The following is a 26972-nucleotide window of genomic DNA, read 5'->3' as shown; positions in this document are numbered from 1 at the left end:
GGCCCAGGCCGCCCACCAGGCTCACGAAACACCCACCGCGCTGTCGTATGCCACGTCGGAAAGAACCCCAAAACGGACACAAGAGCCACAAACGCAACGAACCAAACAGGTTAAACAACAAGCTAAGAACGCGTCTGAGAACTGTCGCAGCAGCCGCCGCTCGAAGCCTCGGGCGCCTGTCCTTCGAAGCCGCCTACCCTCCACAAAGGACGAAAAGTCCACCCATTCGCCCGTTTAATACCGCCATGACCGTTTCATGCGTGCCCCTGAAGGCCACCATGACAGCGTTAGACGCCGTGAAGGTGGCCTTCAGGGACTTGTCGGGGGTGGCGGGTAGCGTGACCGGCGTGCTTACCGTCTCGACTGTGAATGTCAATGGACTCCGGGCTGCTTCCAAGAAGGGGTTCGTGGAGTGGCTTGGGGCCGGCCGCGCGGATGTTGTTGCCTGTCAGGAGGTTCGTGCGCTCGAGTCGGAATTACCGGTTGAAGCTGCCGCGCCTGACGGGTGGCACGTGCAGCACGCTCCGTCGGTGACCAAGGGCCGCAATGGCGTCTCGTTGTACAGCCGCGTCGAGCCCGAGGCTGTGCGGGTCGGCTTCGGGGAGCAGGAGTTCGAGGACAGCGGGCGGTATGCGGAGCTGCATCTGCCGAAGGTCGTCGTCGCCAGTCTCTACCTGCCCAGCGGCGACGTCGGTACGCCGCGGCAGGAGGAGAAGGAGCGCTTCATGGCCGCCTTCCTGCCGTACCTCGGTGAGCTGCGGGCCAAGGCCGCGGCCGAGGGGCGCGAGGTCGTCGTCGTCGGGGACTGGAACATCGCCCATGCCGAGATCGACCTGAAGAACTGGCGTACCAACCGGAAGAATTCCGGCTTCCTACCAGAAGAGCGCGAGTGGCTCGGGCGGGTTTTCGACGAGGCGGGGTATGTCGACGTCCAGCGCAAGCTGGATCCGGCGGGTCCCGGTCCGTACAGCTGGTGGTCCTATCGGGGGAAGGCCTTCGACAACGACTCCGGCTGGCGCATCGACCTCCAGGTCGCGACCCCCGGGCTGGCCGAGCTGTGCACTTCCGTGGTCGTCGAGCGTGCCGAGTCCTACGACCAGCGCTGGTCCGACCACGCCCCGGTGACCGCCACCTACGATCTCGACTTCCCCGGCTAGCGGCGCCGGTTTCTGTCGGTGGTGGTCGGCAGAATGAGCGCATGACTTCGACGACGTCCTTAGGCGCCCTCGCCGAGCAGCATCTCCCCGCCGAGGCGGCCGCGCGGTGGATCAGCCTGCTGCGCCCCGCCGTGCGGCTTTCCGCCGCCGAGAGCGGTGGCGGGGTGGTCGTCGGCAGGCTCGGGGGCGCCCCGGAGCTCCCCGCCAAGGTCGAATGGCCGGAGTGGCCGGGCAACGGGCCGCTCTCCTTCGTCGCGTCCGTGGAGTGCGCGGCGCTGCCCCGGCGCGAGCTCGACATCGCGCTGCCCGCGGACGGCACGCTGCTGTTCTTCTACTTCGACGGCCAGTTCGACGACGGGAGCGCGCTGGTCTACTGCGCCGATCCGGCGTCGATGGCCGGTGCGCGAGTGGTCTACGTCCCCGCCGGGACCCTGGTCGAGCCGCGGGCCGCGCCCGAAGGATTGACGCCGTTCGAGCAGGTCAAGCTCACCGCGGACGTCGTCTCGACACCTCCCCAGCCGGGTCACGCACTGCTGTGCGAGGCCAAGCTCGCCAGCGGGGAGACATTGGACGAAGCGCTGGACGCCGCCGGTTTCGAGGACGTGCTCATCGACGCCATCAGTGAGCCGTGGCACCAGATCGGCGGCCACGCCCGGCCCGTCCAAGGTGGGGTCGAGTTCGAGATCGCGATCACCGCACTCGGCGGTGGGGAGATCTGGTCCGATCCCCGCCTCGGCGCCGAGGCCGCGCGCTGGATCCTGCTCGCCCAGATCGAGAGCGACGGCGACCTGATGTGGGGCGACGCCGGAGCCTTGTACTGGCTGATCAAGCCGGAAGACCTGGCCGCCCGCAGGTTCGACAAGGCCCTGTTCACCTGGCAGTGCGGCTGAGCTCCGGACGCCGGAACCGCCCGCGAGGTGATCGCGGGCGGTTCCGGGTTCGGGCGGGGGACCGCGGCTTCGTGGGCGGCGTCCCCACTCGGCGTCAGCAGCTGAGGTTGCCGCCGGGGCTCACGCCGAGGATGCCCGCGAAGCGGGTGTAGGCGTCGACCCGGCTCTGGACCTGCGCCGGGTTGCCGCCGTTGCACTCGATGCTGCCGTTGATACTGCGGATCGTCTCACCGAAGCCGCGGCTGTTGACCATCGCGTCGTGCGGGGTCATCGTGCCGGGGCCGTTCTGCGTGTTCCAGTACCAGAGGCCGGTCTTCCAGGCGACGGCCGCGTCGTTCTGCACCAGGTTCGGGTTGTGCAGCAGGTCGATGCCGAGCGCGTCGCCCGCCGCCTTGTAGTTGAAGTTCCAGCTGAGCTGAATCGGCCCGCGGCCGTAGTACGCGGCCGTGCCCGCCGGGCAGCCGTAGGACTGGCTGGTGTCGCAGTAGTGCGGGTAGTTCGAGGTGTTCTGCTCGACGATGTAGACGAGCCCGCCTGTCTCGTGGTTGACGTTGGCGAGGAACGCCGCCGCTTCCTGCCTCTTGACCGTGTCGCTGCCGGTGTTGGCGAACCCGGGGTACGCGCTCATCGCCGTGGTCAGGCCGCTGTAGGTGTAGAACGAGTTCCGGCTGGGGAACATCTGGTTGAACTGGCCTTCGCTGACGACGAAACCGGTGCCGGACGGCGGGGTCGTGCCGCCTCCGCCGCAGGCGCCCGAATCGGACCACACGTCGGCGTTGCCCGGGGTTTCGTTCTGTGTCCACCATTTCGCGGACCAGTTGTGGCTGCCGTAGGAGGCCGTCTGGCCGCCGGTGTAGACAGCGCCGGAGCTCCACGGTGTCACGCAGGCCGGTGCCGCCGAAGCGGGTGAAACAGGGGAGAGCACAGCCAAGGAACCGACCGCGATGGCCGCCGCGGCGACCGCGAAGAAACGACGTATCGACACCAGAAAACTCCTTTGTCCTCGGTGGACTTCGTCGGCGGCCGGCCGGTGCAGAATTGGTCTACACCAAATAGGTATAGGCCAATGTGTGACAGAAGCCAACAGGCAGTTCTCGTTCTGGTGGAGATCGACGCGATGTGACCAATCGGCCTATCCCCGGTGTCGCGGAGCGTCATCCGCGCTCCGCCGATTGGCTGAACGGACCGGACGCCGATCGGACAAGGAGATCCGGCAGGGGTACCCGGATCGGGTGTCCGGACGAGTTGTACACAGGGGGCTTCGCTTGTGGGCAAGTCGAAAACGCGTGAGTGGCCGGTTACGCGCCGCTGACCACGGACTACGCCGGATGGGGAGGGGCGCGCGTCACAGCCCCCCATCCGGGCGCTAGTCTTGTCCCCCACGTCGGTCAGAAGGCCCAGGACTTGACACGCTCGGTAGCTTTTTGACCATCGACCCGTTTTAGGTCACTCTTATGGGTGAGAGCTACAAGGTCCGCGGAACAACTCCGAACCAGTCACGTTCCTGGAGGCACTCCGGTGCAGCACCCAGTTCATCTCCTGTTGCGGTCAGCCCTGCGCGTCGCGCGCCGGTCCGCCGTGCTCGCCGCGGTGTCCGCCGTGCTCGCCGCGGTGTCCGCCGTGCTGGCGCTCGGCGCCGGTGGCGTCGCGCTGGCCGACGAGACGAGCGTGCACGCGGAGACCGGCACGGTGTCGTTCGGCGTGCTGGGCCCGGTCGGACTGGTGGCTGTCGTGCTCGGGATCCTCGGCATGACCGCCGGTGTGCTGCGTCAGCGTCGTAAGGCCCGCGCCGCCGAGGCCGCGGCTGCCGCGGCCGAAAAGCCGCGCGAGCCCTCGCCGGTCCGTGAGGCCACCGTGATGGCCAGGGGCGCCTTCGGCGACGACCAGACCGTCCGCCCGCAGTTCCGGCACCACTGAATCCTGCTCCGCCCGGCCCGCGCCACCGGTAGGCTCGGCGAGGTCAGGAGGGGGTTGACGTGCCCGTCGAACACCAGCCGCCGCCCCGGCGTGGCCGTCGGCCGGTCGGCATCTGCACCGCGTCCGGCATCCTGGCCCTGCTCGTCGTCATCGTGTCGACGGCGCTGATCACCGGTCGCTTCCCCGAGGACAACCCCGTCGACAACATCGGGTCGCTGGCGCTGATGGCCCTGATCTGCGGTGGCGGGCTCGGCGCGGCGGTCGGTTCGGTGCTCGTCTTCGTGCGTGGCCTCGGCGGGCCGCGCCCGCCCGCGGCGGCGCCCGCGTGGTTCGAACCGGATTCGTCCAGGGTCAGCGTCGCCGAGCTCATCGAGCGCGTCGAGCGGGGCGACGACCCGTGGCGCCCGCCGGTGGCGAGCTGCCAGGAATCGGTCCGAATGATCGAGCGCACGGTCCGGGTGCTCGAGCCGTCGGCCGCCCGCGACTGGCTGTTCTCCATCGCCGACACGACGCACGACAAGCTCTCGGAGGTCGAGGCGCTCGCCGAGCTCGGCCGCGGGCTGCTGCCCGGCCGGGAGCGCGGGGACGTCGGGGCCGTGCGGGAACACGAGATCTTCCACCGGCTGGTCCATTCGTCCGAGGAGTTCGCCGGGATCGAGGCCGAGGTCCTGCGGCTGGCCGTGAAATCGGGCTCCGACGCCGACCTCGACCAGGTCCGCGTCGAACTCGAGCTGCTCGGCGAACAGCTCGACGTCCTCAAGCCCGTCTCCGCGACCGGGACACCTGACGAGCGTCCGGGAACGTGCTCCTGACAGAATCCGGGAGTGTCCGACGTACAGACCCGCCTGCGGGTGCTTTCCGGGATCCAGCCGACAGCCGACTCGTTCCACCTCGGCAACTACCTCGGCGCGCTACGCCAGTGGGTGCGGCTGCAGGACACGCACGAGACGTTCTACTGCGTGGTCGACCTGCACGCGATCACCGTCGAGCAGGACCCGAAGGTGCTGCGCGAGCGCACCCGGATCTCGGCGGCGCAGCTGCTCGCCATCGGCGTCGACCCCGAGCGCAGCGCCCTGTTCGTGCAGAGCCACGTCCCCGAGCACGCGCAGCTGAGCTGGATCCTGGAGTGCCAGACCGGCTTCGGCGAGGCCGGCCGGATGACACAGTTCAAGGACAAGGCCGCGAAACAGGGCACCGACCGCGCCAGCGTCGGGCTGTTCACCTACCCGGTGCTGCAGGCCGCGGACATCCTGCTCTACCAGGCCAACGCCGTGCCGGTCGGCGAGGACCAGCGCCAGCACCTGGAGCTGACGCGCAACCTCGCACAGCGGTTCAACAACCGCTTCGGCAAGACCTTCGTGGTGCCGGAGCCGCACATCGTCAAGGACACCGCCAAGATCTTCGACCTGCAGGACCCGACGTCGAAGATGAGCAAGTCCGCCTCCGCCGCGAACGGCCTCATCGAGCTGCTCGAAGACCCGAAGCGCGCGGCGAAGAAGGTCCGTTCCGCGGTCACCGACACCGGCCGCGAGGTCGTGTTCGACGCGGAGAACAAAGCCGGGGTGTCGAACCTGCTGACCATTTTTTCGGCGCTGACCGAGCGCCCGGTCCCCGAGCTCGAAACGGCATACGATGGCAAGGGTTACGGGGACCTGAAGAAGGACCTCGCCGAGGTGCTCGTCGAGTGGGTCACCCCGCTGCAGGCCCGCGTCCAGTCCTATCTGGACGATGTGACCGAGCTGGACAAGGTGCTCGCCCGGGGCGCCGAGCGGGCTCGTGAGGTGTCCTCGGTGACGCTCAAGAACGTCTACGAGCGCATCGGGTTCCTGCCTCCACTGGGTTAGTACGCCCGTTTTCACGCTGCGCCGCCGCCGGACGGTGGTTAGCGTTTGCCGGTGTCGAACGACAAGGAAAAACTGCTCCCGCGCCTGCGGCGAAAGTACCCGTGGCTGGATCACGTGATCCAGGCCAACGACGCGTTCACCGAGCGCTATGGTAACCACTACGCGGCCGCCATCACCTACTTCAGCGTGCTCTCGGTCATCCCGATCCTGATGGTCGCGTTCACGATCGTCGGGTACGTCGTCGGCGGTGACCAGGCGGTGCTCGACCAGATCACGGACGGGATCAAGAAGTCCGTGCCTGCCGGGCTCAACGACACGGTCTCCTCGATCGTGACGACGGCACTCAAGTCCCGCGGCGGCATCGGCATCATCGGCCTGCTGCTCGCGCTGTACTCGGGCATCGGCTGGATGAGCAACCTGCGCGACGCGCTCACCGCGCAGTGGGGGCAGGAGAAGAAGGCCCTGCCGCTGGTGTCCACCACGATCAAGGACCTGCTGTCGCTGGTCGGCCTCGGGCTGGCGCTCGTCGTGTCCTTCGGCCTGACGGCGGCGGGCAGCGGGGTCGGCCGCTTCCTGCTCGAACTGGTCGGCTTGGCGGACCAGAGCTGGGCGGTGTTCCTGCTCAAGGTCGCCACCATCGTGCTCGGCCTGGCCGCGAACACGCTCGTGTTCCTGTGGGTCATCGCCCGGCTCCCGCGTGAGCAGGTGACGATGCGCAGCGCGGTCAAGGGCGCGATCTTCGCCGCCGTCGGGTTCGTCGTCCTGCAGCAGGTCGCGACGATCTATCTGGGCAGCGTCACGAAGTCGCCGAGTTTCGCGGTGTTCGGGCCGGTGATCGGCCTGCTGGTGTTCGCGAACCTCGTCTCACGGTTCCTGCTGTTCGTGACGGCGTGGACGGCGACGGCCAAGGAAAACTTGAAGACAGTGATCGAGCCGCCCGCCCCCGTGGTGATCCGGCCGAGCATCACCGTGGAGCGCGGTTTCGGTCTCGGCGCGACGGCCGGTGCGTTCAGCGCGGGCGCCTTGCTGGCCTGGCTGGGCGTCCGCCGCCGTTCCTGACGGCCCATTGCCCGAATGACCCTGAAGGCCACCTTCACGGCGTTTTACGCCGTGAAGGTGGCCTTCAGGGTCATTCCCAGCGGGCGAGGAGGACTTCGGCGTCGAGGAGGGCGGCGGCGAGTTCGGTGAGGGTGTCGGCGAAGTAGAAGTCGTACTCGCCGTCGTTGTAGGCGCGGTATTCCCAGGCCAGCGCCAGCGCGTCCAGCCGGGTGCGCGGCGGGCGCGCGAGCGAGAGTTCCACGCTGTCACCGGTCATCGCCACCGGCTCGGCGCCGTAGCGGCCGTGCCAGTGACGCAGGATCGCCGCGTGCTCGGCCGGGTCGGGGTAGTCGTTCCAGCCGCCGTAACCGAGCACCTCGGGCACGCGCCAGCCCGCTTCGGCCGGGACGAGCGCGACCGTCACCTCGCTCGGCCCCGCGGCGAGCCGGAAGCCGGGACGGACCGGCTCGGTGGGCCACAGTCCTTCGCCGCGCCGTTCCGCGCGGATCTCTTCGGCCAGCGCGTCGCTGTACGAGCACATCCGGGCTTCCCCGCGCTGAGCCAGGATTTCGGCTCCGCCGGGCAGGTCGTCGGCCGGAATCTCGCTGGGACACGCGGCGACGCGGGCCGGGGTGTCTTCGTCGATCAGCAGCGGCCACAGCCCTGTTTCCGGGTGGGCGTCCCGGAGTCGCCGCCACCAGGCGACGGCTTGGGCGCCGGCGGCCGGGAAACCGAGGATCGTGCCGCTGCCCGGGGTGTCCAGCACCGGACGCGCGGCGGGCACGCCCAGCGACTCCGGCACCTTGGTCATACGACCGAGCGTACGACGGATCCCGCGGTTACGCGCCGCTGTCGGCCTGGGCTTTTTTGCGCTGGTGACCGACGACGAAGCCGCCGGCGATGATCAGGAACACCACCAGGGTGAGAATCCAGCCGGTGGTGCCGAAGGCGTCTTCCGCGGCCGGGGCGGCGGTGTTCGCGGAACCCTGGACGGCGGCTGCCTGCGGGGCCGCTCCCGGCGGGTCGCCGGGCTTCGCCGGGGCCTGGTAGTCGATGGTCCCGACGGCTTCGGCGTGGTCGGCCTCGAGCGCGAAGCCGTAGTCGAGCAGCTTGCCGGCCTGCTCGACCACCCGGGTGGGCGTCTGCTCGGCGCGCATCATCACGACGGCGATCCGCTTGCCGTCACGCTGGGCGCCGCCGACGTAGGTGTGGCGGGCGTCGTCGGTGAAGCCGGTCTTGCCGCCGAGGAAACCGGGGTACACCCCGAGCAGCTTGTTGTCGTTGTAGACCGGGATCGCCGGCTTGTCGCCGATCGCGGGGATCTCGTAGTTCTTGGTGGCGACGGCTTTCGCGAACTCCGGCTGTTTCATCGCGTAGTGGAAGATCACGCTCAGGTCGTAGGCCGAGGTCGACATGCCGGGACCGTCCAGCCCGGACGGGGTGGCCGCGCGGGTGTCCGTCGCGCCGATACCGGCGGCGAGCGCGTTCATCTTCGCCACGGTCTTGTCGACGCCGCCGAGCGCGGTCGCGAACGCGTGCGCGACGTCGTTGCCCGAGTGCATCAGCAGCCCGTGCAGCAGCTGGTCCACGGTGTACTTGCTGCCCGCGGTGATGCCGACGCAGGTGCACTCCTGCTGGGCGTCCTCCTTGGTGGGCGTGATGATCTGGTCGGCCTTCAGCTCGGTGACGACGACCAGCGCCAGCAGCGTCTTGATCAGCGACGCCGGGCGCTGGCGCGCGTGCGGGTCCTTCGCGGCGAGCACGGCTCCGGTGTCGAGGTCCTGCAGCACCCACGACGCGGCGGTGTTGCCCGCGGGCGGGTTGAGCGCGCCCTGCGGCACCACGGTGCCGCAGTCGGCCAGCCGGGCACCGCCGACCGGCCGCTCGGGCACGGGCATCGGCCCGGGAGCCACTTCGCCGGGCTGGGGCTTCTCCGAGGTGTCGACCGGCGGCGGCGGGGCCACGCGGTTCGCGCAGGGTTCCGCCTGGACGGGAGGCTTCGGAGTGGCTGCGGCGAGCTGGGGCGCGGTGAGGGCGAGGATGCCCGACGCGACCGCCATGACTAGGACCTTGAGCGACCGGGGGATAGCGCTGTGCACCCGAGCAATGTATCGCCGTCCGGTACGTTGCATACTCAAGGGCATGCGGATGTCGCGACGTAGTTCTCTGTTTCTGCTGGCCTTCGGCGTGTGGTCCTGGATCATCTGGATCACTTTCGCGAAGAATCTGTGGGAGAGCGACCGCGCTTTCGCCGCGGACGGATCGCCGACGGCCTACTTCATCGTGCACGCGGTGCTGACCGTGGTGTCGTTCGTGCTCGGCACGATCATCGGCGTGCTGGGCTGGCGCGGGGTGCGCGCCGCCCGCGTCCCGCGTGTCCCGGAGAACGCCGACACGAACTGACGCAACTCGGACGATTGCCCCAAATGGGGGACAGCGGCGAGTCGTTTGACTGCCTAACGTTCTCTCCACCGATCAAGTGGAGGTGGAATGTCCCGGATTCGACGCTGGCTCGTCCCGGTCGTGGGCACGGTGGCCGCTCTGGCCGCCGGTGTGCTCGCGGCCCCGACGGCCACAGCGGCCTCAGCGGCCTCAGTGGCTTCGGCTGCTCCGGCACAGGGCAAGCCTGTCCCGTGTGACACGACGAGCGACGCGTACAGCTATGTCGTGATCTACCAGCCGTACACGCCGCAGTTCGCGGTCGATCTGGAGCTTCGCGCCAAGTGCGGTTCGCGGGTGGCGTACTACCCGGAGATCGGGGTCGCGGTCGCGAGCTCGCGCAACGCCGACTTCTCCGAGCGCGTCGGCGCTTTCCGTTCCTACTCCGGTGGCCGCGAGGTCGCCGTGCCGCCCACCACGCCCGCCGCCGCGGCCAGGTCGGAAGCCCGCGCCGCCGCAGGCACCGTGCGTCAGCAGGAGGAGACCACCGGCATCGCCGCCGACGGCGACCTCAGCGCGCAGCAGTGGGACATGCGGGCGATCCACGCGCCCGAGGCGAACAAGGTGAGCGAAGGCAGTAAGAAGGTCACGGTCGGCGTCCTGGACTCGGGCATCGACGCGACCCACCCGGCGCTGAGCGCGGCCGTGGACGCGAAGGACTCGGCGGGCTGCATCACCGGCGCGCCCGACCGGACCGCCGCTTCGTGGGCGCCGACGACGTCCGACCACGGCACCCACGTGGCCGGGACGATCGCGGGCAAGGACGTCGCGCGCGGGTTCACCGGCATCGCGCCAGGCGTGAAACTGGCCTCGGTGAAGGTGGTCAGCGACGCCGGGTACATCTTCCCGGAGTCGGCGGTCTGCGGGTTCATGTGGGCGGCGAAGCACCGCTTCGAGGTGACGAACAACAGCTACTACATCGACCCGGGCATGTTCTACTGCCCGAAGCAGGCGGGCGACTCGGCGGCGTACGAAGCCGTCCGTCGCGCGGTGACCTACTCGAACCGCAACGGCGTGCTGAACGTGGCGGCCGCGGGCAACAGCGGCTTCGACGTCACGGCCCAGACCACCGACCCGAACCGGCCGCACACCGTCGACCCGAGCTGCGGCATCCTGCCGAAGAGCATCGAGGGCGTCGTGACCGTGTCCGCGGTGGGCTACGCCGGGACGAAGTCGTCGTACAGCAACTTCGGCCAGGGGCAGATCGAGGTGACCGCCCCGGGCGGTGACAGCGCCCAGCGTCCTCCCGCTGGCCAGGGCGCCGGCTGTCCACTGTCGACGGTGATCGGCGGCCAGTACGGCACCAAGTGCGGCACGTCGATGGCGTCCCCGCACGTGGCGGGCGTCGCGGCCCTGCTGGCGAGTGAGCACCCGTTCGCCTCGCCCCGGCAGCTGACGGCGTTGCTGGAACGCCAGGCCGACCCGGTCGCCTGCGGCACCGGCGCCCCGGTCTGCACCGGCCCGGACGCGAACAACTCCTACTACGGCCACGGCCTCGTGAACGCCCTGGACGCCGTCGGCTAGGCCGGTTTCAGTTGCCTTCAGGGGCATTCAGGCGGCGAGGTCGTCCGCGACGAGGTGGACGGGCGGGCGGGGGCGGGACGCCGCCGTTCGGTAGGCGGCTTCGAGCTCGGCGAGGACGCCCGCGGGATCCTTGTCCAGCCGGGAGGGCAGTGTTTGCACGACGATGATCCCGGCGGCCGCGTAGCGGGTGTTCCGTTCGAGCGTGCGTGCGTAACCGTCCTTGGTGAAGTGGAAGTCGATTGAATCGATCTCCCACGCCAGCGCTATTTCGTCCCACCAGCCGTCGGGCCGTCCGAGATAACGTCCGTCCGGCCCCTGGATCTTGGCGTTCCAATGGCTGGGTGGCACTGGCAGCCGGCGGCTCAGTGTCTTAGCCCGCGCCTCCGCGACTGAGCGAAGCATCATCCACTCGGCCAGGATCCTTCGTGGGACAGCTGTGCCTCGTTGAGTGCCGTGGTCCAGTTCCCAGGCGAGCGCCTGAGGATGGCACCGTCCACGTTGGATCGCTTCCACGAGTAGCTGTCCCACCGGCTCGGCAGCGCGCATGCGCCGGACAGTGTCGGTTGCCGCACGAACGAGCGGGGCCAGGGGAACATTGTCTTTGACCTGAGCTTCGGGCAGCCGGATCGTTCGCTCGACCACAAGGAATTCGGCGCTCTTGATCTTGCGATGATGGGGAACGAGGACATGGAGTCCGTCGTCCGGTGGCAGCTCCCGGGGTCGGAGTCCCTGTCTTCGGCAAGCTTCGATTCCGGTCAGTAGGGCCTCGGGTCCGGCGTACAGCAGGGAACCCGCGACTCGCTGGTCCTGGGTGGGTTTTCCGTTGTGCATCAGGACGATTCCGGGAAGTAGTCGTTGCCAGGCTTTTCCAGGTAGGCACCTCCGATAGATGGTCTTGCTGTCCATTCCCAGTGACATGAGTGTGGCGGCCCTGATCACGCCGAGTCTGCTTCGTTCCTGAAGTAGCTCGGGGTGCCCGGCCCATCTCCCCTTTTTGGCCATGAACTCATCGTGAGCACCACCAACCCTCTGCACCACCCCCTCTCGCCCGCTCTGTGGACAACCACCCCCCTGTGGACAACTCACCCACGGGAACTGCCCCTGAAGGCCACCATCACGGCGTAAAACGCCGTGATGGTGGCCTTCAGGGGCAGTTGGAAAAGTTGCGGTGAACTTAGACGCGCTTGAAGAGGAGGGCGCGTTTTACTTCCTGGATCGCCTTGGTCACCTGGATGCCTCGGGGGCAGGCGTCGGTGCAGTTGAAGGTGGTGCGGCAGCGCCAGACGCCCTCGGCGTCGTTGAGGATGTCGAGGCGCTCCTCGGCTCCTTCGTCGCGGGAGTCGAAGATGAAGCGGTGGGCGTTGACGATCGCCGCGGGGCCGAAGTACGAGCCGTCGTTCCAGTACACCGGGCACGAGGACGTGCAGCAGGCGCAGAGGATGCACTTGGTCGTGTCGTCGAAGCGGTCGCGGTCGGCCTGCGACTGGATGCGCTCGCGGGAGGGCTCGTTGCCGTAGGTGATCAGGTACGGCTTGATCGCGCGGAAGGCCTCGAAGAAGGGATCCATGTCGACATAGAGATCCTTCAGGGTGGTCAGGCCCTTGATCGGCGCGATCGTGATCGTCGTCGGCTTGCCGTCTTTCTGCAGCAGGTCCTTCATCAGGACCTTGCAGGCCAGCCGGTTGATGCCGTTGATCTGCATCGCGTCGGACCCGCAGACGCCGTGCGCGCACGAGCGGCGGAACGCGAACGTCCCGTCGAGGTAGTCCTTCACGTAGAACAGCAGGTTCAGCAGCCGGTCGGTGCGCTGCGCCGGGACCTCGTAGGACTCCCAGTGCGGCTCGGAGTCGACCTCCGGGTTGAACCGGAGGATCTTCAACGTGACGGTGATCGGCGTGTGGTCCGCCGAGGGAGCGGCTTCAGCTTCGGGAGTTGCCGTGGTCATCAGTACTTCCGCTCCATCGGTTCGTAGCGGGTGAAGGTCACCGGCTTGTAGTCGAGCCGGATGTCCGAGGACAGTCCCTCGCCCTGCTTGTACGCCATGGTGTGCCGCATGAAGTTGGTGTCGTCACGGGTCGGGTAGTCCTCGCGCGCGTGGCCGCCGCGGGACTCCTTGCGCGCCAGCGCGCCGACGACCAGGACCTCGGCCAGCTCCAGCAGGAAGCCCAGCTCGGCGGCCTCGAGCAGGTCGGTGTTGTACCGCTTGCCCTTGTCCGACACGGTGATCCGCAGGTACCGCTCCTTGAGCGCCTGCACGTCGGTCAGCGCCGTCTTCAGCGTGTCCTCCGTGCGGTACACCGAAGCGTGCGAGTCCATCGTGCGCTGCAGCTCGGTGCGGATGTCGGCGACGCGCTCGTCGCCGTGCTCCGACAGCAGCCCGGCCAGCTGCTCCTCGACGACCTTGGTCGGGTTCTCCGGCAGCTCGACGAGCTCGTGGTTGAGCGCGTACTCGGCGGCGGCGAGCCCGGCGCGGCGGCCGAACACGTTGATGTCGAGCAGCGAGTTGGTGCCCAGCCGGTTCGAGCCGTGCACCGACACGCAGGCGACCTCGCCCGCGGCGTACAGGCCGGGGATGACGTGGTCGTTGTCCCGCAGCGCTTCGCCGTGGATGTTCGTCGGGATGCCGCCCATGACGTAGTGACACGTCGGGAACACCGGCACCGGCTCCTTGACCGGGTCGACGCCCAGGTACGTCCGCGAGAACTCCATGATGTCCGGGAGCTTCGCGTTCAGCGTCTCCTCGGGGATGTGCGTGACATCGAGGACGACGTAGTCCTTGTTCGGCCCGCACCCGCGGCCCTGCAGCACTTCCTGCACCATCGAGCGCGCGACGATGTCACGCGGCGCGAGGTCCTTGATCGTCGGGGCGTAGCGCTCCATGAAGCGCTCGCCCTCGGAGTTGCGGAGGATGCCGCCCTCACCGCGCACGGCCTCCGAGATGAGGATGCCGAGGCCCGCGAGGCCGGTCGGGTGGAACTGGAAGAACTCCATGTCCTCCAGCGGCAGGCCCTTGCGGAAGATGATGCCGAGGCCGTCACCCGTCAGGGTGTGCGCGTTCGACGTCGTCTTGAAGATCTTGCCCGCGCCGCCGGTCGCCATCACGATCGACTTCGCCTGGAACACGTGCAGCTCGCCGGTCGCCAGCTCGTAGGCGACGACGCCGGACGCGACCGGGTTGCCGTCCTCGTCCTCGGCCAGCAGCAGGTCGAGCACGTAGAACTCGTTGAAGAACTCGGTGCCGTGCTTGACGCAGTTCTGGTACAGCGTCTGCAGGATCATGTGACCGGTGCGGTCCGCGGCGTAGCAGGCGCGGCGGACCGCGGCCTTGCCGTGGTCACGCGTGTGCCCGCCGAAGCGGCGCTGGTCGATCTTGCCCTCGGGCGTCCGGTTGAACGGCAGGCCCATCTTCTCGAGGTCGAGGACCGCGTCGATGGCCTCCTTCGCCATGATCTCGGCGGCGTCCTGGTCGACCAGGTAGTCGCCGCCCTTGATCGTGTCGAAGGTGTGCCATTCCCAGTTGTCTTCTTCGACGTTCGCCAGCGCGGCGCACATGCCGCCCTGTGCCGCACCGGTGTGCGAGCGCGTCGGGTACAGCTTGGTGAGGACCGCGGTGCGGGCACGCTGGCCGGACTCGATGGCCGCGCGCATCCCGGCGCCCCCGGCGCCGACGATCACCACGTCGTACTTGTGGAACTGCATGAGAAAACTCTCCGCTTGCGTGTGGTGGGACCGTCAGTTCGCGGGCATGTTCGGGTCGAACGTGAAGATGACCATCGTGCCGACGGCGAGGATCAGCGCCATCGAGACGTAGAGCACGATCTTCAGCCAGAACCGCGTGCTGTCCTTGCGGGCGTAGTCGTCGATGATCGTGCGCAGGCCGTTGCCGCCGTGGATCTCGGCGAGCCAGAGCATCGCGAGGTCCCAGAACTGCCAGAACGGCGACGCCCAGCGGCCGGCGACGAAGCCCCAGTTGATCCGGTGCACCCCGCCGTCGAGGATGTTCATGATCAGCAGGTGCCCGAGCACCAGGATGATCAGGGCCAGGCCGGAGATCCGCATGAACAGCCAGCTGTAGAGCTCGAAGTTGCTGCGGCGGGCGTTGGGGCGCTTCGGGGTGCGCGGGCGTTCGAGGGCGAGCTCGGCCATGTCAGTTACCCCCGAAGAGAGTCTCGACGGTGCGCTTCATCATGAAGAAGGCACCGGGCAGCATGACGGCGACCCAGATCACGACGATCGTCCACAGCATCGGCTTCTGGTACTTGGGGCCCTTCTCCCAGAAGTCGACGAGCATGACCCGGATGCCGTTCAGCGCGTGATAGAGCACCGCGCCGACGAGGCCGACCTCGAGGAGGTTGACGATCGGGGTCTTGTAGGTCTCGATGACCTGGTCGTACGTGTTCGGCGACACCCGCACGAGCGCGGTGTCGAGCACGTGCACGAAAAGGAAGAAGAATGTCAGCACGCCGGTGATGCGGTGCAGCACCCAGGACCACATACCGGGGTCGCCCCGGTAGAAGGTCCCCTGCCGGCGTGAGGCATTCGCCCGATTGCTCGCACCCACGCTTGAAGTGGTGCTAGCTGCGGCGGCGCTAGCCGTGGTGGACATCGGTGAACGGCCTCCAACGTCATGGCTTTGTGCCCGGCTGACCGCTGGCCTCCGCACTCGCCACCCTGGGGAGTCCACTGGGGACAGCTCCGGGCGCGGTGCCGAGTTCATGGTCATCGAGCGTGGATGAAAAAGATGCTAGACCCGCACCCCGCGCGCGGCTCACCTCCGGGTTCGTCTCTGTGATGGACCAGACACAGGCGCGGCGCCTCGGCCGATCGGCGGTGTGGCGTGGCCCACTCGCCCTGGGGGACGCGGGTTCACCCGGTCAGGGGGGCTTTGGTGACGCTCAAGGCGGGCTGGCGGGCTTTCACTCGGTCGGACGTACGGATCGGTCACGCTCGGGTGGGCGAAGTGCGGAATTGATCACTTTCCGTGCCTACGTCGTCGCGCCGATGGCCCTTGAGTAAACGTTTGTGTTACGTAGCGTGCCTTTCCTATGGCGTGTTCCTGGCCGTTAGGTACGGTCTGGCGGTCGTACCTGGCACTGGGGCCGGGTCGTGCTCGGAATCATCCGCTGGATCAGCGGGGAGGGAGACACACGTTGCGTCGCATGCGTGGAACCGCGCTGGCCGCCGTGTCCATGGCCGGTGTGCTTGCACTGGCCGGGTGCGCGAAGGACTCCAGCAGTGGGAGTAGTAACAACAGCGCCGCCCCGGGAGACCAGGCAGCGGCCTGTGTGACCGCGCCGAAGCCGCCGGTGGCGCCCGCCGCCGCGTCCAGCTCCACCCAGGACGGCGGCAAGGTCGACGGCAGCAAGCTCAAGGTCGGCCTCGCGTTCGATGTGGGCGGCCGGGGTGACGCCTCGTTCAACGACGCGGCCGCCGCGGGCACCGACAAGGCCAAGACCGACCTCGGCGTGACCTCGGTGTCCGAGAGCACCGCGAGCGCCAGCGAGGCCGAGTCCGCGAAGCAGCAGCGGCTGGAGCAGATGGCCGCGCAGGGCTTCAACCCGATCATCGCGGTCGGCTTCGCCTACGCCACCTCCGTCGGTGCCGTCGCGGCGAAGCACCCGGAGACGAAGTTCGCGATCGTCGACGACGACTCCATCAAGCTGGCCAACGTGACTTCGCTGGTCTTCGCCGAGGAGCAGGGTTCGTTCCTCGCCGGCGTCGCGGCCGTCTACAAGAGCAAGAGCTGCCACATCGGCTTCGTCGGTGGCGTCAACACGCCGCTGATCCAGAAGTTCGAGGCCGGTTACCTGCAGGGCGCCAAGGCCGTGTCGAACAAGGTGAAGATCGAGGACGAGTACCTCACCCCGGCGGGCGACTTCACCGGGTTCCAGGACCCGGCCAAGGGCAACGTCAAGGCCGCGGCCGAGATCTCCGCCGGTGCGGATGTCGTTTACCACGCCGCCGGCGCGTCCGGTAAGGGCGTGTTCGACGCCGCCAAGAAGGGCAACGCGCTCGCCATCGGCGTCGACTCCGACCAGTACAACCAGAAGACCGTCGAGGCCGACAAGGACATCATCATCACGTCGATGCTCAAGCGCGTCGACGTCGCGGTGTTCAGCTACCTCAAGGCGCTGGCCAAGGGTGACCTGACGACCCTGCCGAAGCGGTTCGACCTCAAGGTCGACGGTGTCGGCTACGCCACCTCCGGTGGCAAGATCGACGACATCAAGGACGTTCTGGACGGGTACAAGGCCCAGATCATCGCCGGGACGATCACGGTTTCGGACAAGCCGCAGAAATAGCTCACCAAGTGCCGGGGCTCGGAAGGGAAACCCCTTCCGGGCCCTGGTCTATTTGACCAGAACGGGACTCTTCCTCCCATGAGTGATGCCGAAACCCCGGCCGAGCCCGCCCCCGACCGGGGTGCGCCGGTCGTCCAGCTGACCGGGATCACCAAGCGGTTCCCCGGCGTGGTGGCCAACTCCGACGTCAACCTCACCGTCCGCGGCGGTGAGGTGCACGCCATCTGTGGCGAGAACGGCGCCGGCAAGTCCACCCTGATGAAGATCCTCTACGGGATGCAGCAACCCGACGAGGGCACCATCGCGGTCAACGGGCGCCAGCTGCGCCTGCGCAACCCGCAGGACGCGATCAAGGCCGGGATCGGCATGGTGCACCAGCACTTCATGCTCGCCGACAACCTGACCGTCGGCGAGAACGTCTTCCTCGGCGCGGAGAACCTGCACGGCATCGGCCGGGTGGCCAAGGCGCGGCTGGCGAAGCTCGCCGCGCAGACCGGGCTGCACGCCGACCCGTCGACCCTGCTCGAAGAGCTCGGGGTCGCGGACCGGCAGCGGGTCGAGATCGTCAAGGTGCTCTACCGCGGCGCCCGCATCATCATCCTCGACGAGCCGACCGCGGTGCTCGTCCCGCAGGAGGTCGACGCGCTGTTCGAGACCGTGCGCGGGATGCAGGCCGAGGGTTTCACCTTCATCTTCATCTCGCACAAGCTCGACGAGGTGCGCTCGATCGCCGACACCGTCACGGTGATCCGGCGCGGCACCACGGTCGGCACCGCGGACCCGAAGACCATCACCACGCGTCAGCTCGCCGAGATGATGGTCGGCAGCGAGCTGCCCAGCCCGGAGACCCGCGAGTCCACCGTCACCGATCGCGACGTGCTGCGGCTGAGCGAGGTGCGCCTGGCGGCCGAGGGTTCCGAGCGCAACTTGCTCGACCGCGTCACGTTCACCGTGCACGCCGGTGAGGTGCTCGGGATCGCCGGGGTCGAGGGCAACGGCCAGACCGAGCTGGTCGAGACGATCATGGGCATGCGCAAGACCAGCGGTGGCGCCGTCGTGCTCGTCGACAACGAGGGCAAGGCGCGCGAACTGACGAAGCTCGGCACGCTGGCTCGCCGCGAGGCCGGGATCGGGTACATCGCCGAGGACCGGACGCGGCACAGCCTGCTGCTCACACAACCGTTGTGGGTCAACCGGATCCTCGGTTACCAGACCCGCAAGCCGGTCGCGAACGGGCAGCTGCTCGACATCGCGGGCGCCCGCGAGGACACCCGGCGCATCGTCGAACAGTACGACGTCCGCACCCCGGGCATCGACGTCCCGGCGGCGGCGCTTTCCGGTGGTAACCAGCAGAAGCTGATCGTGGGCCGCGAACTCTCCGGCGATCCGGTGCTGCTGATCGCCTCGCACCCGACCCGCGGGGTCGACGTCGGCGCGCAGGCGATGATCTGGGAGCAGATCCGCCAGGCCCGCGCGGCCGGGCTCGCCGTGCTGCTGATCTCCGCGGACCTCGACGAGCTGATCGGGCTGTCCGACACCATCCAGGTCATGCTGCGCGGGCGTCTCGTGAGCGAGGCCGATCCCGCCACGGTGACCCCGCAGGAACTGGGCTCCGCGATGACCGGGGCCGAAGAAGGTGAAGTGGCATGAGTTCCTGGCGCACCAAACTGCTGCCGCCGCTGCTGGCGATCGTCTTCGCCGTGGTGCTGACGGCGATCGCGCTGGTCATCTCCGGCGCGAACCCGCTGGACGCCTACGGCACGATGATCAGCCAGCTGTTCAAGGGGTCCACCGCGGTCGACACGGTCAATCTCGCGACGGTGTATTACCTGTCCGGTCTCGCTGTGGCCATCGGCTTCCAGATGAACCTGTTCAACATCGGCGTCGAGGGCCAGTACCGGTTCGCGGCGGTCATCGCGGCCATCATCGGCGGCGCGCTGCACCTGCCGCCGGTCATCCACACCCTCGTCATCCTGCTGGTGGCCGTTCTCGCGGGCGCGCTCTACGCGGCCGTCCCGGCGGTGCTCAAGGTGACCCGCGGGGTCAGCGAGGTCATCTCGACGATCATGCTCAACGCGATCGTCGCCGGGATCATCGCGTACCTGATCAACGCCGACCAGTTCGGCGTGCAGACCGGGAACAACATCCACACCGAGGTCATCGACCCGTCCGGCCGCGTCCCCGGCATCACGATCGGCTCCGGCCAGCTGTTCGGCTTCGTGTTCATCGCGATCATCGTGGGCGGGGCCTACTGGTTCATGCTCAACCGGACCCGGTTCGGCTTCGAGCTCAAGGCGAGTGGCGAATCGACCACCGCGGCCGCTGCGGGCGGGGTCAACGCCAAGAAGATGACCCTGATCGCGATGGTGCTCTCGGGCGCGGTCGCCGGTCTGGTCGCGATGCCGGAACTGCTCGGCCGCGACTACAGCTACGGCATCACCTCGACCCAGATGTACGGCTTCACCGGGATCGCGGTCGCGCTGCTCGGCCGCAACCATCCCGGCGGCATCGCGCTCGGCGCGCTGCTCTGGGCGTTCCTCGACACCTCGGCGGTGTCGCTGGAGCAGATCCACGTGTCCAAGGAGATCGCGACGATCATGCAGGGCATCATCGTGCTTTCGGTGGTCGTGGCGTATCAGATCGTCAAGCGGGCGGACCTCGCCGCGGAACAAAGGCGAGTGGGCAGAGCGCTCGCGGGCAACGGGCGCAAGGGTTCCAGCGTCAGTGAAGGGGGTGCGGTGTGACCACCACGCTTGATCGCGCCGAATCGGCGGGCGGGATGACCGTGCCGCCCAAGGCGTCGAAGCGCCGGATCCCGGGCTGGGCCAGGGGCGTGCTCATGGCCGTGCTGGCGATCGCGGTGCTGTCCATCGCTTCGTACTCCACCGGCGTCAACACGCTGACGTCCACCAACACCGCGCAGACCGCGTTGCGGCTGGCGCTGCCGATCCTGCTGTGCGCGCTGGGCGGCCTCTGGGCCGAGCGCGCGGGCGTGGTGAACATCGGGCTCGAGGGCATGATGATCCTCGGGACCTGGGGCGCGGCTTGGGGTGCCTACCACGGCGGCGTGTGGGCCGGGCTGCTGGCGGCGGTCGTGTTCGGCGCGCTGGGCGGGCTGCTGCACGCCGTCGCGACGGTCACCTTCACCGTCAACCACATCGTTTCCGGCGTGGCGATCAACCTGCTCGGGCTGGGCGTCACGAAGTACCTGGCGAACCTGATCTTCGCGCCGATCTCCGGCAACCCCCGGCAGTCTCCGCCGGTGCCGAAGTTCGACACCTACTCCGCGACGGGCCTTTCGGACTGGCTCGGCGACCTGGAGAAGGGGCAGCGGGTCTTCATCTCCGACGCCGCCGGGATCCTCCGCGGGCTGATCACCGAGGTCGCGCCGCTGACCGTGATCGCCATCCTGCTGGTGCCGATCAGCTACCTCGTGCTGTGGCGGACGAGGTTCGGCCTGCGGTTGCGGTCCTGCGGTGAGAACCCGGTCGCGGCCGAGTCGCTCGGCGTGAACGTGTATCTGCACAAGTACATCGCGTTGCTGATCTCCGGTGGTCTCGCCGGGATGGGCGGCGCGTCGCTGGTGCTGCTCGCGGGCGGCGCGGACTACCTGGAGAACCAGACCAACGGGCGCGGGTACATCGGCCTCGCGGCGATGATCTTCGGTAACTGGCGGCCGGGCGGCCTGCTCGGCGGCGCGGCGCTGTTCGGTTACGCCGACGGCCTGCAGCTCTCCGGCGGCGGCAAGGCGGTCCTCGCGCTGCTCTACGGCGCGGTCATCCTGCTGGCCGTCATCGTGGTGATCCAGCTGTTCCGGCGCCAGTGGCTCGCGGCCGGGCTCGGGGTAGTGGGAGCCGGTATCCTGTATACAATCTACTGGACCAACGACACTCTCTCCAGCGACCTGATCCCGTACACCGCCCATTTCGTCACGTTGATCGTGCTGGCGGTAGCCTCGCAGCGGCTGCGGCCGCCGAAGGCCGACGGCGTCGCTTATCGCAAGGGGGAGGGCGACTGATGCCGTCTCCTGCTGAGCCCGCAGCGTCTGCGGTGTCCACTGAGTCTGCAGCGTCTGCTGTGTCCACTGTGGATTGGGACGCGCTGCGCGCGCAGGCCGTCGAGGCGGCCAAGAGTGCGTACGCGCCCTATTCGGGTCTGCACGTCGGCGTCGCCGGGATCGTGGACGACGGGCGGGTGGTCGTCGGCTGCAACGTCGAGAACGCGTCGTACGGCCTCGGCCTGTGCGCCGAGTGCACGATGGCCGGTCAGCTCCGGCTGACCGGCGGCGGACGGCTCGTCGCGGTCGCCTGCCGCAGCGGCTCGGGCGAACTGCTCATGCCGTGCGGCCGGTGCCGCCAGATCCTGTTCGAGCACGGCGGCGGCGAGTGCCTCGTGGACACCCCACGCGGCATCCTCCCGATGACCGACGTCCTGCCCGACGCCTTCGGCCCCGCCGACCTTCCTTAGCGGGCGAAGTGTCATGAAAGGGTCTTTCAGGACACTTTTTGCCCTGAAAGACCCTTTCATGACACTTGAGGAGCTTCGCCCGTGCGTACTGAGCCTTTCGCCGCTGTCGACGTCATCCGTGCGAAGCGGGACGGTGGGCGGCTGAGTGATGAGCAGATCGACTGGACCATCGACGCCTATACTCGCGGCGCGATCGCCGAGGAGCAGATGTCCGCGCTCGCCATGGCGATCTTCCTGCGGGGCATGGACTCCGCCGAGATCGCGCGGTGGACCGGCGCGATGATCGAGTCGGGGGAGCGGCTCGATCTGCACGTGAGCCGCCCGACCGTGGACAAGCACTCGACCGGCGGCGTCGGTGACAAGATCACGCTGCCGCTCGCGCCGCTCGTCGCGGCTTGCGGGGCGGCCGTGCCGCAGCTGTCCGGGCGCGGGCTCGGGCACACCGGCGGCACGCTCGACAAGCTGGAGTCCATCCCCGGCTGGCGCGCGGAGCTTTCGACGGCGGAGATCGTCAAGCAGCTCGACGAGATAGGCGCGGTGGTCTGCGCGGCAACTGAAGGGCTCGCGCCCGCCGATCGGAAGTTGTACGCGCTGCGGGACGTGACCAGCACGGTCGAGTCGATCCCGCTGATCGCGAGTTCCATCATGAGCAAGAAGATCGCCGAGGGTTCGGCCGGGCTGGTGCTCGACGTCAAGACCGGCTCGGGCGCGTTCATGAAAACCCGTGAGCAGGCGCGGGAACTGGCGCGCACGCTGGTCGAGATCGGCACCGCGCACGGTGTCGCGACGACGGCGCTGCTCACCGACATGAGCGTCCCGCTCGGCAACGCCGTCGGCAACGCGATCGAGGTCGCCGAGTCGGTGGACGTGCTGCGCGGCGGCGGGCCCGCCGATGTCGTCGAGCTGACTTTGGCGCTGGCGCGGGAAATGCTGGCACTGGCTGGACTGTCCGAAGTGGACCCCGCCGAGGTGCTGGCGTCCGGGCGCGCGTACGAGACCTGGTGCCGGATGATCAGTTCGCAGGGTGGCGACCCGGAAGCGTCGCTGCCGAAGCCCCAGCACATCCACGTTTTCGAGGCTCCCCGCGACGGAACTCTGTCCACATTGGACGCCTATTCGGTGGGTGTCGCGGCCTGGCGCCTCGGTGCCGGGCGGGCGCGTCGCGGCGAGGCCGTGCAGTACGCGGCTGGGATCCTCTGCCTGGCGAAGCCGGGCGACCCCGTCGTCGCGGGGCAGCCGCTGCTGGAACTGCACACCGACACCCCGGACGCCGTCCCCGCCGCGCTCGCCTCCCTGGACGGCGGCGTCCTCGTCACCGACTCCGCCCCGGCCCGCGAGCCCGGCTCGATCGTCCTGGAGACCGTTCGTCCCTCTTGACCCGCTCGCCCCCATACGGCGTTGGATCCAGGTCCAGCACACCGAATGCCACGTGGGGGCGCAAGCCGGGCGAGCGAAAATCCTTGCGTATGCCGAAAACCCGCGTTCGCAAGCACCACGACTCGTCGACGAGTCGCGCTCAGAACGCAACTCGTCGACGAAACGTGGTGTCTTGCGTGCGAGAGACCACGACTCGTCGACGAGTCGCGTCAGCGGTGACGGGGGGACGCGGGTGGGGAATGGCGATGCCCCCCGCCGGGAAGGGCGGGGGGCATCGGGGTGGTGCTGAGGCCGGGAGGGTTACTCCGTGACTTCGTCGGCGCCTTCGCCGGTCTTGCCCTTGAGGTCGGTCGCCTTGGGCGCGCGGCCGTTGCGGGAGCTGCGACGCGGCTGGCGCGGCGCGGGCGGCGGCGGGGAGATCTGCTGGACGGCCGGGCCGCCACCGAGCATCAGCTCGGCGAAGGTCGCCATGGCCTCGTCGAGCTGGCCGCCGATGCGCCGCTCGGACTCCTCGTTGCCCTTGCGGACCAGCGAGCCGACGGAGTCGGTGTCCGGCTGCTTCGACAGCGTGCCCTCGACCTTGGACAGGCCGCTCTTGATCGAGCCGTCGAGGTCGCCGAGCTGCGCGGTGAACCCGTCCTCCACCTTGTCGAGCCGGGTGGCGAGGTCGCCGAGCTGGCCGGTGACCGTCTCGAGCCGGCTGCCCAGCTTCTCGAGCCGATCGGACGCGTCGATCATCTCGCCGGTCTCGGTCAGCGCGGTCTTGAGCGCCTCGGTGTTGGCGTCGAGCCGGTCCCTGGTCGAGCGGTCCAGCTCCTCGACGCGGGTGCGCAGCTCATTGTCCGTCGTGTCGATGCGGTCGCGCAGGGTCGACTCCGCCAGCTCGAGCCGCTCGCGGACCGGGCCGCCCACGGTCTGGGGCAGCGCCTCGATCTTGCTGTCCTGCTTGTCCAGGTGGCCGCCGACCTCGTCGATCCGCCGGTGGATGTTCTGGAGCTTGTCCTCGAGCCCGTCCATCCGCCCCGCGACGCCCTCGAACTTCGCGGCCATCCCGTCGAGGCGGCCGTCGAGCTGGGCGAACGGCTTGGCGAGCTTGTCGACGATGCTCTCGACCGCGCGGGTCAGCGCGGCGATCGCGTTGTCCTGGGCCTCGAGCCGCGACATGGCCTCGTCGAGGCGCTCCGCGAGCACGCCGACCTCGGTGCGGTCAGGCAGCTCGGACAGCCGCTTCCGCACCGCGCCGAGCGAGTCCACCGGGGCGAGCCGAGCGTAGATGTCGTCGAGCGCGTCGAAGATCTGCTGCTGCTCGCTGTCACGTACTTCGGCCGCGCGCACCAGCATGTTGCGCATCCGGTCGAAGGACGGTGCGGCAATCTGGTTGTCAGTGGTCACTGCGGTGTCCTTCGTCGGCGGGGAATTGGGGAAGGGACGTACTCGGGAGCTTATCGATTGACGAATTGCTGTGCGTATGCGCCCCCGCCTCGTTACAATACGTGGCCGCCACTGATGGCCGATTCCTGGGAAGACTCACTAACCTGAGGGTTAAGTCGAACGTGAGAGTTGCGCCGTGTAGGGGAATGAGCGTTCGGCCGGACGGCTCCCGGTGTTTGCCGAGGTAGACGGCGGGCGCCCCGCCGCGGCCGTGTCCAAGATCATTCGGCCCGGGGCTATTAGGCTCGGATTATGTCCACAGATACCGCTGAATCCACCGCCTCGGCCGCGCTCGCCGGAGAGACCCTGCGGCGCGCGCCGAAGGTGCTCCTCCACGACCACCTCGACGGCGGCCTGCGCCCGGAGACCGTCGCCGAACTGGCCGGCCAGTCCGGCTACGACGCCCTCCCGACCAGCGACGTTGCCGAACTGGGCCGCTGGTTCACCACCGCCGCGGACTCCGGTTCGCTGGAGTCGTACCTCGAAACTTTCGCCCATACGTGTGGTGTCATGCAGACCGAGGAGGCGCTCGTCCGGGTCGCCGCCGAATGTGCCGAGGACCTGGCCGCGGACGGGGTCGTCTACGCCGAGGTGAGGTACGCCCCCGAGCTCTTCGTCGAGCAGGGACTTTCACTCGAAAAGGTGATTGAAGCCGTTCAGGCCGGGTACGCCGAGGGGATCGGCCGGGCCGCCGCGGCCGGCCGGACGATCCGGATCGGGACGTTGCTGTGTGGCATGCGCCAGCACGCCCGTTCGGTCGAAATAGCGGAGCTCGCGGTCCGCTACCGCGACGCCGGCGTGGTCGGTTTCGATATCGCCGGACCGGAGGACGGATTCCCGCCCACCCGCAATCTGGACGCTTTTGAGTATTTGCGCGTCAATAACGCGCATTTCACCATTCACGCGGGTGAGGCTTTCGGGCTGCCGTCCATCTGGGAGGCCATCCAGTACTGCGGAGCGGAGCGGCTCGGTCACGGAGTGCGCATCATCGAGGACATCGAGACCCGCGCCGACGGGTCGGTCCACTTGGGACGGCTGGCCCGGTACGTCCGGGATCGGCGGATCCCGCTCGAAATCTGTCCCTCGTCCAATGTGCAGACCGGCGCGGCCAAGTCCATCGCGGACCACCCGATCGGCCTGCTCGCGAAGCTGCGCTTCCGGGTCACCGTCAACACCGACAACCGGCTGATGAGCGGCTGCAGCATGTCGAGCGAATTCGCGGCGCTGCACGAGGCGTTCGGCTTCGGGCTCGACGACTTCCGGTGGTTCACCATCAACGCGATGAAATCGGCCTTCATCGATTTCGACGATCGGCTCGCGCTCATCGACACCGTCATCAAGCCGGGTTACGCCGCACTCGCTTAAAGCCCGTTCTTGTGAGGCCGGTCTCGAAGCCGTTTAGTGGCTTGCGCGCTCCCAGCTGCGATCTTAGAGTTCACTATGTAGGAACTTTGTCTCATTATTTGGGATGGTGGCGAGGATGACGCAGGCCGCGGACACCGGTACGGCGAGCGGACGGCGCTGGCTGGTCCTCTCGCTCGGCCTCGCCGCGCAGACCGCGAGCTGCTCGTTCCTCTACGGGCTGCCGTTCCTGGTCCCGGTCATGGGGGACGCCGAAGGGCTGACGCTGGCCGGGGCGGGCACCGTGGTCGCGGCCCCGAGCATCGGCCTGCTGTTCACGCTGATCCTCTGGGGCGCGGCCGCGGACCGTTACGGCGAGCGCCTGGTGATGGCGCTGGGGCTCGGCTTCTCCGGGCTGCTGCTGGGTTACGCCGCACTCGGCAGCCATCCGCTCGGCGTGCTGTTCGCGGTGTTCCTGCTGGCCGGCGCGAGCACGGCCTCGGTCAACGCCGCGAGCGGCCGGGTGGTGATGGGCTGGTTCGCCAAGGACGAGCGGGGCTTCGCCATGGGCATCCGCCAGACGGCCCAGCCGCTCGGGGTCGGCGTCGCGGCGCTGGGCCTGCCGCCGCTGGCGCAGCACTGGGGGTTCCAGGCGGCGTTGCTGCTGCCCGCGGTGCTTTCGGTCGCGGTCGCGCTGCTGGTCGCCTGGCTCGTCGTCGACCCGCCTCGCCCGCCCGCGCGGGCCGCTACGGAGGCGAAGCCGGTGTCGCCGTACCGGACGTCGACGCTGTGGCGGGTCCACGGGGCGAGCGCGCTGCTGGTCGTCCCGCAGTTCACGGTTTCGGCGTTCGCGCCGGTGTACCTGGTGGCCGTGCAGCACTGGAGTCCGTTGTCCGCCGGGTGGTTCCTCGCCGCGGTGCAGGTGCTGGGCGCGGGCGGCAGGCTGGTTTCGGGCCACTGGTCCGATCGCGTCGGGAGCAGGCTGCGGCCGATGCGGCAGCTCGCGGTGGCCAGTGCCGCGGTCATGCTGCTGGTGGCACTCGGGGACGCGACCTGGCCGTGGCTGGTGCTGCTCGCGCTCGTCCTCGCGGCGGTGATCACGGTGAGCGACAACGGGTTGGGCTTCACCGCGTCGGCAGAGCTGGCGGGCGCCGCCTGGTCCGGCCGGGCGATGGGGACGCAGAACACCGGTCAGAACATCGCCGCTTCGCTGACCCCGCCGCTGCTGGGCATGCGCATCTGCGA

Annotated in this window: 25 protein-coding genes; 16 read left to right on the top strand and 9 right to left on the bottom strand. The window is 68.5% G+C overall.

Going from position 1 to position 26972, the window contains the following annotated elements; genetic code table 11:
* Window positions 1-347 precede the first annotated feature (347 nt).
* Both QMK34_RS39015 and QMK34_RS39010 read left to right on the top strand, forming a co-directional pair.
* Window positions 348-1157, top strand: a complete 810-nt coding sequence (locus QMK34_RS39015; RefSeq protein WP_326419827.1) for an exodeoxyribonuclease III — start codon at window positions 348-350, stop codon at window positions 1155-1157.
* A 41-nt stretch (window positions 1158-1198) separates the two neighbouring features.
* A complete protein-coding gene (locus tag QMK34_RS39010; protein ID WP_326419825.1) occupies window positions 1199-2047 on the top strand; it encodes a YwqG family protein in 849 nt (282 codons plus the stop codon).
* 94 nt (window positions 2048-2141) lie between these two features.
* Here the strand turns inward: QMK34_RS39010 and QMK34_RS39005 are convergent, their stop codons facing one another.
* Window positions 2142-3032: a glycoside hydrolase family 19 protein gene (locus QMK34_RS39005; RefSeq protein WP_326419824.1), complete on the bottom strand. Its 891-nt coding sequence runs from the start codon at window positions 3030-3032 to the stop codon at window positions 2142-2144.
* A 533-nt stretch (window positions 3033-3565) separates the two neighbouring features.
* On the opposite strand from QMK34_RS39005, the gene QMK34_RS39000 reads away from it, so the two are divergent.
* The 4 genes from QMK34_RS39000 to QMK34_RS38985 are packed head-to-tail and all read left to right on the top strand — an operon-like array spanning window position 3566 to window position 6867.
* Complete coding sequence (locus QMK34_RS39000) at window positions 3566-3964, top strand: hypothetical protein (protein WP_326419822.1); 399 nt, start codon at window positions 3566-3568, stop codon at window positions 3962-3964.
* A gap of 59 nt (window positions 3965-4023) precedes the next feature.
* Window positions 4024-4776: a hypothetical protein gene (locus QMK34_RS38995; RefSeq protein WP_326419821.1), complete on the top strand. Its 753-nt coding sequence runs from the start codon at window positions 4024-4026 to the stop codon at window positions 4774-4776.
* Between the two features lie 12 nt (window positions 4777-4788).
* Window positions 4789-5808: a tryptophan--tRNA ligase gene (gene trpS, locus QMK34_RS38990; RefSeq protein ID WP_326419820.1), complete on the top strand. Its 1020-nt coding sequence runs from the start codon at window positions 4789-4791 to the stop codon at window positions 5806-5808.
* Between the two features lie 51 nt (window positions 5809-5859).
* The gene (locus QMK34_RS38985) at window positions 5860-6867 is read left to right on the top strand and encodes a YhjD/YihY/BrkB family envelope integrity protein (RefSeq protein WP_326419819.1); all 1008 of its coding nucleotides are present in this window, start codon (window positions 5860-5862) and stop codon (window positions 6865-6867) included.
* 70 nt (window positions 6868-6937) lie between these two features.
* Here QMK34_RS38985 and QMK34_RS38980 read toward each other — a convergent pair whose 3' ends face one another.
* Together QMK34_RS38980 and QMK34_RS38975 are read right to left on the bottom strand one after the other, a co-directional pair.
* The gene (locus QMK34_RS38980; protein WP_326419818.1) at window positions 6938-7657 is read right to left on the bottom strand and encodes a DUF4253 domain-containing protein; all 720 of its coding nucleotides are present in this window, start codon (window positions 7655-7657) and stop codon (window positions 6938-6940) included.
* A 28-nt stretch (window positions 7658-7685) separates the two neighbouring features.
* On the bottom strand, window positions 7686-8945 hold the full coding sequence (locus QMK34_RS38975) for a D-alanyl-D-alanine carboxypeptidase family protein (RefSeq protein ID WP_326419817.1): 1260 nt from the start codon (window positions 8943-8945) through the stop codon (window positions 7686-7688).
* Between the two features lie 43 nt (window positions 8946-8988).
* Between QMK34_RS38975 and QMK34_RS38970 the strand changes: the two genes are divergently transcribed.
* The gene (locus QMK34_RS38970) at window positions 8989-9249 is read left to right on the top strand and encodes an SCO4848 family membrane protein (protein WP_326419816.1); all 261 of its coding nucleotides are present in this window, start codon (window positions 8989-8991) and stop codon (window positions 9247-9249) included.
* Between the two features lie 87 nt (window positions 9250-9336).
* A complete protein-coding gene (locus QMK34_RS38965) occupies window positions 9337-10809 on the top strand; it encodes a S8 family peptidase (protein WP_326419815.1) in 1473 nt (490 codons plus the stop codon).
* Window positions 10810-10836: 27 nt separating this feature from the next.
* On the opposite strand, the gene QMK34_RS38960 is transcribed toward QMK34_RS38965, so the two are convergent.
* The 5 genes from QMK34_RS38960 to sdhC all read right to left on the bottom strand — a co-directional run bounded on the left by QMK34_RS38960 (window position 10837) and on the right by sdhC (window position 15415).
* The gene (locus QMK34_RS38960) at window positions 10837-11214 is read right to left on the bottom strand and encodes a hypothetical protein (RefSeq protein WP_326419814.1); all 378 of its coding nucleotides are present in this window, start codon (window positions 11212-11214) and stop codon (window positions 10837-10839) included.
* A gap of 769 nt (window positions 11215-11983) precedes the next feature.
* The gene (locus QMK34_RS38955; RefSeq protein ID WP_326419813.1) at window positions 11984-12754 is read right to left on the bottom strand and encodes a succinate dehydrogenase iron-sulfur subunit; all 771 of its coding nucleotides are present in this window, start codon (window positions 12752-12754) and stop codon (window positions 11984-11986) included.
* Window positions 12754-14508 (bottom strand): succinate dehydrogenase flavoprotein subunit, encoded by a 1755-nt coding sequence (gene sdhA / locus QMK34_RS38950; RefSeq protein WP_326419812.1) that lies wholly within the window; start codon window positions 14506-14508, stop codon window positions 12754-12756. The genes QMK34_RS38955 and sdhA overlap by 1 nt, the downstream gene beginning before the upstream one ends.
* Before the next feature lie 33 nt (window positions 14509-14541).
* On the bottom strand, window positions 14542-14955 hold the full coding sequence (locus QMK34_RS38945; RefSeq protein ID WP_326419811.1) for a succinate dehydrogenase hydrophobic membrane anchor subunit: 414 nt from the start codon (window positions 14953-14955) through the stop codon (window positions 14542-14544).
* A 1-nt stretch (window position 14956) separates the two neighbouring features.
* Window positions 14957-15415 (bottom strand): succinate dehydrogenase, cytochrome b556 subunit, encoded by a 459-nt coding sequence (sdhC, locus tag QMK34_RS38940; protein ID WP_326419810.1) that lies wholly within the window; start codon window positions 15413-15415, stop codon window positions 14957-14959.
* Between the two features lie 553 nt (window positions 15416-15968).
* Between sdhC and QMK34_RS38935 the strand changes: the two genes are divergently transcribed.
* The 6 genes from QMK34_RS38935 to QMK34_RS38910 all read left to right on the top strand — a co-directional run bounded on the left by QMK34_RS38935 (window position 15969) and on the right by QMK34_RS38910 (window position 22955).
* On the top strand, window positions 15969-17111 hold the full coding sequence (locus tag QMK34_RS38935) for a BMP family lipoprotein (RefSeq protein ID WP_326419809.1): 1143 nt from the start codon (window positions 15969-15971) through the stop codon (window positions 17109-17111).
* A gap of 78 nt (window positions 17112-17189) precedes the next feature.
* The gene (locus QMK34_RS38930; RefSeq protein ID WP_326419808.1) at window positions 17190-18761 is read left to right on the top strand and encodes an ABC transporter ATP-binding protein; all 1572 of its coding nucleotides are present in this window, start codon (window positions 17190-17192) and stop codon (window positions 18759-18761) included.
* Window positions 18758-19855 (top strand): ABC transporter permease, encoded by a 1098-nt coding sequence (locus QMK34_RS38925; RefSeq protein ID WP_326419807.1) that lies wholly within the window; start codon window positions 18758-18760, stop codon window positions 19853-19855. The genes QMK34_RS38930 and QMK34_RS38925 overlap by 4 nt, the downstream gene beginning before the upstream one ends.
* A 35-nt stretch (window positions 19856-19890) precedes the next feature.
* Window positions 19891-21129 (top strand): ABC transporter permease, encoded by a 1239-nt coding sequence (locus tag QMK34_RS38920; protein ID WP_326419826.1) that lies wholly within the window; start codon window positions 19891-19893, stop codon window positions 21127-21129.
* On the top strand, window positions 21129-21578 hold the full coding sequence (locus QMK34_RS38915) for a cytidine deaminase (protein ID WP_442785316.1): 450 nt from the start codon (window positions 21129-21131) through the stop codon (window positions 21576-21578). The genes QMK34_RS38920 and QMK34_RS38915 overlap by 1 nt, the downstream gene beginning before the upstream one ends.
* Before the next feature lie 81 nt (window positions 21579-21659).
* Entirely contained in the window at window positions 21660-22955 is a 1296-nt protein-coding gene (locus QMK34_RS38910) for a thymidine phosphorylase (RefSeq protein ID WP_326419805.1), read from the top strand.
* 300 nt (window positions 22956-23255) lie between these two features.
* Here the strand turns inward: QMK34_RS38910 and QMK34_RS38905 are convergent, their stop codons facing one another.
* Window positions 23256-24347 carry a PA containing protein gene (locus QMK34_RS38905; protein WP_326419804.1) on the bottom strand — a complete coding sequence of 364 codons (1092 nt, stop codon included), beginning with the start codon at window positions 24345-24347 and terminating at the stop codon, window positions 23256-23258.
* Window positions 24348-24638: 291 nt separating this feature from the next.
* Here QMK34_RS38905 and QMK34_RS38900 point away from each other — a divergent pair, with 291 nt between their 5' ends.
* Together QMK34_RS38900 and QMK34_RS38895 are read left to right on the top strand one after the other, a co-directional pair.
* Window positions 24639-25751 (top strand): adenosine deaminase, encoded by a 1113-nt coding sequence (locus QMK34_RS38900; RefSeq protein ID WP_326419803.1) that lies wholly within the window; start codon window positions 24639-24641, stop codon window positions 25749-25751.
* 115 nt (window positions 25752-25866) lie between these two features.
* On the top strand, window positions 25867-26972 hold a 1106-nt coding region (locus QMK34_RS38895; protein ID WP_326419802.1), incomplete at its 3' end, for an MFS transporter.

Origin of the sequence: Amycolatopsis sp. H20-H5, from assembly GCF_035828755.1 — a bacterium.
GTDB lineage: Bacteria > Actinomycetota > Actinomycetes > Mycobacteriales > Pseudonocardiaceae > Amycolatopsis.
This window is presented reverse-complemented; position numbering and strand designations above follow the sequence as displayed.